The sequence below is a fragment of the Salibacter sp. genome (assembly GCF_031581065.1).
Taxonomy (GTDB): Bacteria; Bacteroidota; Bacteroidia; order Flavobacteriales_G; family Salibacteraceae; genus Salibacter.
In genome coordinates this window covers 1-6,965 of sequence record NZ_JAVLBN010000070.1, presented here as the reverse complement: position 1 = coordinate 6,965, position 6,965 = coordinate 1, and the positions used below count along the sequence as shown (strand labels likewise).

8 protein-coding genes and 1 tRNA gene are annotated in these 6,965 nt (G+C 41.2%); 6 read left to right on the top strand and 3 right to left on the bottom strand.

The window, feature by feature from the left end:
- The 5 genes from dnaE to RI557_RS11045 form a co-directional block, all read left to right on the top strand.
- Window positions 1-1,723 (top strand): DNA polymerase III subunit alpha (gene dnaE, locus RI557_RS11065; RefSeq protein ID WP_310683793.1); only part of this gene is annotated, 1,723 nt, incomplete at its 5' end.
- 104 nt (window positions 1,724-1,827) lie between these two features.
- Window positions 1,828-2,145, top strand: coding sequence for a thioredoxin (gene trxA / locus RI557_RS11060; RefSeq protein ID WP_310668007.1), 318 nt, complete (start codon window positions 1,828-1,830; stop codon window positions 2,143-2,145).
- A 182-nt stretch (window positions 2,146-2,327) separates the two neighbouring features.
- On the top strand, window positions 2,328-3,242 hold the full coding sequence (locus RI557_RS11055; protein ID WP_310668008.1) for a DUF58 domain-containing protein: 915 nt from the start codon (window positions 2,328-2,330) through the stop codon (window positions 3,240-3,242).
- A 178-nt stretch (window positions 3,243-3,420) separates the two neighbouring features.
- Window positions 3,421-3,494, top strand: a tRNA-Asp gene (locus RI557_RS11050).
- Window positions 3,495-3,580: 86 nt separating this feature from the next.
- The gene (locus RI557_RS11045; protein ID WP_310683795.1) at window positions 3,581-3,886 is read left to right on the top strand and encodes a GIY-YIG nuclease family protein; all 306 of its coding nucleotides are present in this window, start codon (window positions 3,581-3,583) and stop codon (window positions 3,884-3,886) included.
- Window positions 3,887-4,543: 657 nt separating this feature from the next.
- On the opposite strand, the gene RI557_RS11040 is transcribed toward RI557_RS11045, so the two are convergent.
- From RI557_RS11040 to RI557_RS11030, 3 genes are all read right to left on the bottom strand, one after another.
- Entirely contained in the window at window positions 4,544-4,843 is a 300-nt protein-coding gene (locus RI557_RS11040; RefSeq protein ID WP_310668267.1) for a type II toxin-antitoxin system RelE/ParE family toxin, read from the bottom strand.
- Complete coding sequence (locus RI557_RS11035; protein WP_310668268.1) at window positions 4,836-5,087, bottom strand: type II toxin-antitoxin system ParD family antitoxin; 252 nt, start codon at window positions 5,085-5,087, stop codon at window positions 4,836-4,838. Before RI557_RS11035 ends, RI557_RS11040 begins: the two co-directional genes overlap by 8 nt.
- Window positions 5,088-5,154: 67 nt before the next feature.
- Window positions 5,155-5,988 carry an alpha/beta fold hydrolase gene (locus RI557_RS11030; protein WP_310668269.1) on the bottom strand — a complete coding sequence of 278 codons (834 nt, stop codon included), beginning with the start codon at window positions 5,986-5,988 and terminating at the stop codon, window positions 5,155-5,157.
- Between the two features lie 330 nt (window positions 5,989-6,318).
- Here RI557_RS11030 and RI557_RS11025 point away from each other — a divergent pair, with 330 nt between their 5' ends.
- Window positions 6,319-6,540, top strand: a complete 222-nt coding sequence (locus tag RI557_RS11025; protein WP_310668270.1) for a hypothetical protein — start codon at window positions 6,319-6,321, stop codon at window positions 6,538-6,540.
- Window positions 6,541-6,965: the final 425 nt, after the last annotated feature.

The window sequence follows — 6,965 nt, the reverse complement described above, 5'->3', positions numbered from 1 at the left end:
GTTTCCGCTGGATGATGAAAAAACGTACGAACTTTTCCAGCGCGGAGAAACAGTTGGGATTTTCCAGTACGAATCGCGCGGTATGCAGAAATACATGCGTGATCTCAAACCCACAACCTTTGCAGATCTCATAGCGATGAACGCTCTGTATCGTCCGGGACCGCTGGAATACATTCCGTCTTTCATTAAACGTAAACACGGTCAGGAGGAAATCAAGTACGATCTGCCCGATATGCAGGAGTACCTGGAAGAAACCTATGGAATTACGGTTTACCAGGAGCAGGTGATGTTGCTCTCGCAAAAGCTTGCCGGATTCACGAAAGGTGAGGCCGATACACTGCGTAAAGCGATGGGTAAGAAGAAATTTGATCTTCTCGCCAAACTGAAACCACAGTTCCTCAACCAGGGTGAAGAACGCGGCCACGACAAGGAAACGCTCGAAAAGGTTTGGAAAGACTGGGAAGCATTTGCTTCTTATGCCTTTAACAAGTCACACTCAACTTGTTACGCCTGGGTAGCTTACCAAACAGCTTACCTAAAAGCACATTTCCCTGCCGAGTACATGGCATCTGTGTTGAGTAACAACATGAACGATATTTCGCAGGTGACGTTCTTCATGGAAGAGTGCAGACGAATGGGAGTGAAGGTTCTGGGCCCTGATGTCAACGAATCTAAACTCAAGTTTACAGTTAACGAAAAAGGAGAGATCCGATTTGGACTCGGAGCCTTGAAAGGTGTTGGAGATGGCGCGGTCAGAGCCATCGTGGAGGAACGCGAAGAGGAAGGCGCGTATCAATCGATCTTTGATTTTGCCAAGCGGGTGAATCTCAAAGCGTGCAATAAGAAAGCGTTTGAGAGTTTGGCTCTCGGGGGAGCATTTGACTCGTTTCCCGGAGTGCATCGCGCGCAGTATTTTGCTGAGGATAACGGACGCTACTTTTTGGAAAATGTCATCCGGTTCGGAAACAACTTCCAGGAGAGCAAAAACTCATCACAGGTTTCGCTTTTTGGAGAAGCCAGTGAAGTTGACATTCCTGAACCACAGGTTCCGGAAGCTGAAGAGTGGAATACACTTGCCAAACTGAGACGCGAAAAAGAAATTGTGGGCGTTTATATTTCCGGCCATCCGCTCGATGACTACAATCTTGAGATCAAGCACTTTTGTACTTACGAGCTTTCGGCTCTGAACAAGATTGAAGAATATGTCAACAAGGAGATGCGTGTTGCGGGTATCGTAACAGATGTCAAACACCTTACAACCGGCCGCGGTAAACCTTTTGGTAAGTTCATGGTTGAGGATTACAGTGAGAGCTTTGAGTTTGTGCTATTCGGAGATGATTACCTCAAGTTCAAACCAATGCTGGAAAAAGATTATTTCCTTTTCATCAAAGGAAAAGTAGAGAAGTGGAGAAGGAAAAACGAGGATACTGACAATTTCAGCTTTCGCATTGCGCAAATGGAATTACTGTCAGAACTCAGGGAGAAACTGGCTCAAACGCTCAACATCAACATGGAGTTGGGATCGATAACCGAGCAAACTGTCGATGACCTGGATCGGGTTCTGACCGAAAACAAAGGAAATTGTAAAGTGATTGTTAACGTGTATGACAGGGACGAAAAAATCAAGTTAAATTTGATGTCTCGCACGGTGAGAGTGAACATTTCAAACGAGCTAATTGAAGAGCTGGAACGTTGGGATCACGTGCATTATAAGTTGAATTGATAGTTTGATAAAAACAATAAAGAAGCCAATTTGTCATAAAACAGACATTGGTAATAGATTTGTAATCTTATTTTTGAATTTGAATTTTTGAAATACATACTATTATGGCATTAGAAATCACAGACGGAAATTTTGAAGAAACTGTATTAAAATCAGATAAACCGGTATTAGTAGACTTTTGGGCTGAATGGTGCGGACCTTGCCGCATGGTGGGACCAGTTGTTGAAGAAATGGCCGGTGAATACGAAGGAAAAGCTGTTATTGGAAAAGTAAACGTTGACGAAAATCCCGGTGTTGCCGGTAAATTCGGAATTCGTTCAATTCCAACATTGCTTGTTATCAAAAACGGTGAAGTAGTGGATAAGCAAGTTGGTGCAGCTTCTAAAGAAGCATTGTCATCGAAGCTCGATGCTCAACTGTAAATTTAGATATTGAAGATTAGAAGGGTGTATCAAAACCGAAAATTTCTTTTTTCGGTTTTAAAAGGCTTACCCTTAATAGTATAAATAGCTGATGAAGTTGGATTAACATCCTCCAATCATCAGCTATTTATATTTTTGGATGTTTGCCTTTTGATACACCCTTTTGTTACTACATTTGAAACATGAGTCAGTTCAACGACAGAGCCGTTAGGCAATTTGGAAAACTCGAGTTCCTGGCACGACAGGTTGTTGAGGGTTTTATTACAGGCCTTCACCGCAGTCCGTACCACGGTTTTTCAGTAGAGTTTGCTGAACACCGGGCCTATAACAACGGTGAAAGCACACGACACATCGACTGGAAGCTCTTCGGCAAAACCGAAAAGCTCTACACCAAGCGCTATGAGGAGGAAACTAACCTTCGTTGTCACATTCTCATCGATCAATCATCGAGCATGTATTTTCCAAAAGACGGGGAGGAGACCAAGTTCAGTTTTTCTGTGAAAGCGGCTGCTGCCCTCATTCATCTTTTGCGTACACAGCGCGATGCAGTTGGATTGGGACTCTTCGATGAGGAAGTCCGCGAGATCACCCCGGCTAAATTATCGCAGCGTCACCTCAATTATCTGTACTACCTGCTCGAAGAAAAACTGGATTATGACGGTCAGAGCCGTTCCACCGCAGCCGCCAGCGCACTACACGAATTAGCCGAACGCATTAATAAACGCTCAGTTGTTGTGATTTTCTCTGATATGTTCGAGAGCAGCGAAGCGGGCCTCGACAAGCTGTTTTCAGCGCTACAGCACCTGCGATTCAACAAACACGAAGTCATTCTCTTTCACACTGTAGATCAAAACCACGAAATCGATTTTGAGTACGATAACCGTCCGTATAAATTCGTGGATATGGAGAGTGGGGAAGTAGTGAAGTTGAATCCGTCAGAAATCAAGGACGAATACCGCAAGCAACTCAAGAGCTACAAGGAAGAATTGAAGTTGCGCTGTCATCAAAATAAAGTCGATTTTGTTGAAGCTGATATCAATCAGGGATTCAGCAAGATATTAATGGCCTACCTGGCGAGGCGCAAAAAAATGATCTAAAATTTTTTCAATCCTCTTGGAGAAAATGAAAATTGAATTACTTTTGTCGCTCCCAACGAGGGAACGGCACTTTGAAATGATGATTTAAGCCGCACACAGCGCGGAATACAGCAGAAAAAACTTTTTGAAAAGTTGTTTGCATAAAGATAAATTATCTTACATTTGTGCCACCGAAAAAGGTCCGGTAGTTCAGTTGGTTAGAATGCCTGCCTGTCACGCAGGAGGTCGCGAGTTCGAGTCTCGTCCGGACCGCTCACAGTTAGCCTGACAAAATCTTGTCAGGCTTTTTTTGTTTCTCTTCTTTTCTGATAAGCCTTTCTGGTATTACCTTTGAACATATGTCTTACCATGTTTATGTGTTATATTCATTTTCTGTAGATAAGTTCTATAAAGTATATACCAACAATCTTGAAGAACGCATTAACCGACACAACAGTGGGAGAGAGATTAGTACAAAATTTGGTGCTCCCTGGAGTTTAATTTGGACTACAGAAAAAAAGTCTGCTTCTAAAGCAATGACTCTTGAAAGAAAGCTTAAAAACCTAAGTAGACAAAGGCTTTTAATATTTATGAATAAATATGATATAGGTCTGGTTAATCAAGAAGTATTTAATAAAATTCAAAGTCACAGTTCGAGTTCCTGACGATATCAGCTTGGCTGATATGTCAGGAATACTGACAAGCGAAAGCTTCATCAGTATCTCGTCCGGACCGCTCACAGATAGCCTGACAAAATCTTGTCAGGCTTTTTTTATGTCCAAAAAATCTTAACTATTAAAAGTGAAGTGCTGTCAAGGTTTGAGGCCGAGGTCGAGAGCGTTCTAATGGTAATTTGGAATCGTTGAGTACTTAAGTTGTTACAGTTTTGGAGGTAAGCTATTGAGAGTTTTTTAGCCAACCAGACCAATTTATGTTCATTTGATATGTGCATGTAGTTTAGACCTGACAGGTTTCCAAAACCTGTCAGGTCTTTGGTCAGATGTTAAGTGCCGTAGGCACGAATCCACATAACTCTGGGCTTCAGCCCAGAGCAAAAGATGAATGCAGACTTCCAACGAGTGCTGTAAGCACGGACCACAGAATAATTGAAAAACCATACTTTTTAAAGTGAATCGTACCTACGGCACTCAAGGTCTTGTTTGAACACTTTGGCTCCGGGTTATCACCCGGAGATAGATGTTACCCGTGCCTAACGGCACTTTTCAATTACCTGGAACCTTCTAGCAATCCGTGAAATACTGAGATTTACTTATAAACCCCGCGATAAAATCGCGTGGTAGTGGTGTAGCGAAGAATGGTTTTTATTCAATAATCCTATTTTTTAAATCCATTCTATCGTGTAAAATTCTCGTTATTTCAATCGGTTGGTTAATTCTTTTTCTGTAGAAAATGATGTGCCTGCTCGTCTTAAGTCCAAATAAATCATTGGCTATTTCAGGGTAGTTTTTTCCTAAATCGGGGTTATTTGCAATGTCCTGGCAACTATCCAATAGCAAGTTATAATATCTATCAGCTTGTGGTTCAGACCACTCGTCAATCGTGTATTCCCAAATTCCAGTCAAATCCTCAACAGCTTTATTAGTCAGTTCATATTTAGCCATTTTTCTTACGTCTAGCTTTTAACTCCTGAAGATGTTTTTCTGGATCAAAATCGTGAGCAATTCCGCTGTCTTCTCCTTCCTGAATAGCGTTTCTAAGAGCAATAACTTTACTCTCTTCGTTTTCCAAAAGCCGAAGTCCAGCTCTAATTACTTCGCTGACATTTTTGTAGCGTCCAGCAGATACTTGACTATTAACAAATTGGTCAAAATAATTACCTAGTGATATTGATGTGTTTTTGCTCATAGTCTCTAACGTTTACTCAAAAATACCATTTTTTGGTACTTTCTCCAAATTACACTTTTTCTTTAGTTTATAGATAAAATTCACCTACAAGATCCACTACCCTTTGAGAATGTTCAGGCAAGGTTTCTTTGTCCCACGGGTGTTTGCCTCCATACACGTGTGAAGCACCTTCAATAATTTCGAGCTTCGCTTGCGGGTTGGCTTTTTGAATGTCTTTTGCTTCGTCAACTCCAACTGTTTCATCACTTCCTGCGTGAATAATCAATTGAGGAACTTTCAGCTCTGATGCATTCTTCAGGATATTGAGTTTCTCGTTCTTTTTACGGTATTCATCGATCAGATCGCGGTGAAGCGGCATGATTTGATTCGTGCGTGAATTGGGTATTTCCGTTAAACCTTTCTCTTCAAAATCGTTGAACTGTTTTTCTGAGAAGCGTTTTTCCAAATCGCTGATGCTCGACATTGTTGCCACCTTATCTACACGATTATCCTGAGCAGCCGTAATGATGGCAATGGCTCCCCCCCTGCTGTGAGCCAACAAGTAGATTTTGTTTCTGTCGATATTCGGTGGAAGCTGATCGCTATCCTCAATGTAGCTCAACACCGTTTGTAAATCTAAAAGCTCCTTTTCAAAAGTGTTGTGACCAAAGGCATCTAAATCGACAAAGTCTGTCGGATTTTCAACACTGGTACCGTTGTGTGAAAAATTGAATTTCAAATAAGCAAAGCCTTTATCGGCAAATGCATCTGCGAGCAGATTGAAATGTCCCCAATCTTTAAAACCTTTAAAGCCATGAAGAAAAACGATTATGGGTTGCTTTTCTTTACCCTGATCGTACCGTAAATCCACAGCAAACGGCCTACCTTCAGCTCCCGGAAGTGAAAATTCTTTTTTTGTCATGATGGTTTGAAATATAGTATTTAAAAATTAAAATATAAAGGGGTTTTTGAAGGTTTAGGTCGAGCTGGAAGTGCTGACCGCAAGCGTCAGTAGTCGAGAGAAGTTCTAATTGTGATTTTTGGTAACGCAGCGAACGCAAAGTTTTTTTGATGTTAGCTCTGCATTAACGCAGCGCACGCAGCGAGTTCGCTGTCGCTCACTTTTTTCAACCACTATGAAGTTAAAGGGCATTAAGGTTAGAATTAGGTTGTTTGCAGGATTGTGGAGCTGAGTAAATGCTAAGCAACAACCACTTTTATTTTTCATAAATTTGTTTCAAAGTAACCGAAGATGGATATTCAAAAAACAAAACTCGAATTACTGAAAGTCATACTGGAGAATGAAAATTCTGAGTTTATCCAACGTGTTGCTGATTTTGTAAAGAAAGAACAGCCTGATTTCTGGGATGAATTGAGCGTTGCAGAACAAGAAGAAATCAAAAAAGGAATTGAAGAACTGGACAACGGAAAAAGGGTTTCTTATGAATCGTTCCTAAAGAAGGTATCATCCTAAATGAATGTCTATCTATCAGAACTCGCTGAATTCAAGCTCCTTCGTTTATCTGATTACTTATTAGAGGAATGGAGTTCTAAGACTCAAGGTTGAGGTCAAGGTTGAGGTTGAGGACATTCTAATTATTCTTTAGGTTTATTGGTTATTTAAGTTTTTAAGTGCCCCGTTCCTTGCGTCACGAGGGTCTAAGTTCATCTAGTCTTTGACTGTGGTCAAAGAGCAAGATTCACTAAGATTTGAGAGTTTGGAGTTTAGAAGTCCTGGCCAAAGTTTCAGCTATATAGCAAAATACATGAAGAGTAACCTTTAAACCTGACAGGTTTTGGAAACCTGTCAGGTCTAAGGAGCAGAAAGTTACGAGCCGTAGGCACGAATCCACATAACTCTGGGCTTCAGCCCAGAGCAAAATGAATGAGGACTTCCAA

Excerpts from the sequence above, each read along its gene's own strand:
- trxA (WP_310668007.1), top strand. The coding sequence starts at position 1,828 with ATGGCATTAGAAATCACAGACGGAAATTTTGAAGAAACTGTATTAAAA.
- RI557_RS11055 (WP_310668008.1), top strand. The coding sequence starts at position 2,328 with ATGAGTCAGTTCAACGACAGAGCCGTTAGGCAATTTGGAAAACTCGAG.
- RI557_RS11045 (WP_310683795.1), top strand. The coding sequence starts at position 3,581 with ATGTCTTACCATGTTTATGTGTTATATTCATTTTCTGTAGATAAGTTC.
- RI557_RS11040 (WP_310668267.1), bottom strand. The coding sequence starts at position 4,843 with ATGGCTAAATATGAACTGACTAATAAAGCTGTTGAGGATTTGACTGGA.
- RI557_RS11035 (WP_310668268.1), bottom strand. The coding sequence starts at position 5,087 with ATGAGCAAAAACACATCAATATCACTAGGTAATTATTTTGACCAATTT.
- RI557_RS11030 (WP_310668269.1), bottom strand. The coding sequence starts at position 5,988 with ATGACAAAAAAAGAATTTTCACTTCCGGGAGCTGAAGGTAGGCCGTTT.
- RI557_RS11025 (WP_310668270.1), top strand. The coding sequence starts at position 6,319 with ATGGATATTCAAAAAACAAAACTCGAATTACTGAAAGTCATACTGGAG.